At 34.2% G+C, this 1,538-nt stretch carries 1 protein-coding gene and 1 pseudogene; both read left to right on the top strand.

What is annotated here, in order from left to right; all coding sequences use genetic code 11:
- Positions 1 to 299: 299 nt before the first annotated feature.
- Positions 300 to 869, top strand: a complete 570-nt coding sequence (locus tag F6K53_RS41560; protein ID WP_293086237.1) for a transposase family protein — start codon at positions 300 to 302, stop codon at positions 867 to 869.
- Positions 870 to 1,030: 161 nt separating this feature from the next.
- Positions 1,031 to 1,237: pseudogene (locus F6K53_RS41555) on the top strand (transposase family protein); the annotation flags it as partial.
- Between the last annotated feature and the right edge of the window lie 301 nt (positions 1,238 to 1,538).

Raw genomic sequence — 1,538 nt, 5'->3', positions numbered from 1 at the left:
AACAGAGTCTCCGCCGCATTGGACATTTTATCATAGACCCGCACAAGTGGTCAAATTGGTTAACGTATTTGCTGCCAATAAAAATTAAGAAATTCGGGAGCACCCCATTTTTGAAAATATATCTTTTTATATGGGCATTAACATCGCGTTCATACAGATTAATGTGGTATGTTTAGTCCAAATTTGGATGCTCCAAGAAAGTCTGCAATGATTCAGTACCCTTTAGACATCTCCAAAAAATAAAAAACTATATTTGCTTTATGTTATAATGAAATTTAATTACAATTTAAAAAAAAACAATGATTCCAATTGTCAGCTATATTAAACGTAATCCCAGGTCAACAAAGAGATTAATAGGATTAAGTTATCAACAACTCGAACAACTCATTAACAAAGGTCAGGAATACCACCAGAAAAAAAAGTCAGAACTGGCTAAATCAGAACGGAGATTAATCAAAGCTGGTGGTGGAAGAAAAAGCCTTTTAAATACAGAGGAACAAATCATTCTTACCTTATATTATTTACACAATCATCCTACCTTTGAAATCTTAGGAATTCATTTTAATGTCTGCGAATCTACAGCTAACAATGTTTTTCATCATTGGCTCAATATTTTGAGTGATATCTTACCTAGCAGCTTGCTAGAACAAGTAAAAAAACATCCAAGTGACGAGAAATGGGTCAAGGAACTTTTAACAGAATTTGAATTAATTGTAGATAGCTGTGAACAAGATAGAGAAAGACCTTCGTCTTACGAAAAACAAAAAAAGTATTACTCCGGCAAAAAGAAAAGGCACACTTTTAAAAATCAATTAATTACAACTCCAAATGGTCAAGAAATAGTTGATATTACCGTAGGACATCAATGACATAATAGTGATATTAATTTATGGCGACAACAGTCAAAAAATTTAGACGAAACCAGAGGCGCGCGTTCCAATGGGCAGATAAACTGCCCTTGGGTCGCGCCTCAAAAGTATAGTGGAGATAAAGCTTACTATGGAGAAGACCGAATAAAAACCCCAAAAAAGAAACAAATAAAGAAATGCCGCCAGAAATCAAAGAAGATAATCAGAAAAAATCTCGCGAACGAATCTTTGTGGAACATCTGATTAGGGTCATCAAAATTTTTAGAGTTGCTTCGGAGAGATTTCGCCTAAACAGCCAAAATTACGAAAAAGTAATTTTGACAGTTTGCGGATTAGTAAGACTGAGAATAGGGGCTTTGATTATTTAGTTATTTTTGTCAAAAAGTGTAATTCTAATTTAGATATTTACTTAGGATTTTTTGGGGTAAATTAGTGTCAATAAATACTGGCAATCCTCATTTTTTCGTTTAAAAATCAAGCATTTGTTAACTATCGCAAACATCTCAAACCTAGTTATGGACTTGCTTAGCAATTCCTGGAGATGTCTAGTTGTAATCTTTCGGGGTTCCGCGAATTACCTAAGTCTTACCCCTCCTGGTAAAGGAGTACTTCCTGTTAAACAATTTACCCGACATAATTGACATTTACTGACATCCTAGACTACAGTGA

The sequence above is a fragment of the Moorena sp. SIO4A1 genome (assembly GCF_010672065.1).
Taxonomy (GTDB): domain Bacteria; phylum Cyanobacteriota; class Cyanobacteriia; order Cyanobacteriales; family Coleofasciculaceae; genus Moorena.
Note: the sequence above shows the minus strand (reverse complement) of the source record. Positions and strands in the feature narration are given on the sequence as shown.

Coding starts and splice junctions, on each gene's coding strand:
- F6K53_RS41560 (WP_293086237.1), top strand. CDS start 300: ATGATTCCAATTGTCAGCTATATTAAACGTAATCCCAGGTCAACAAAG.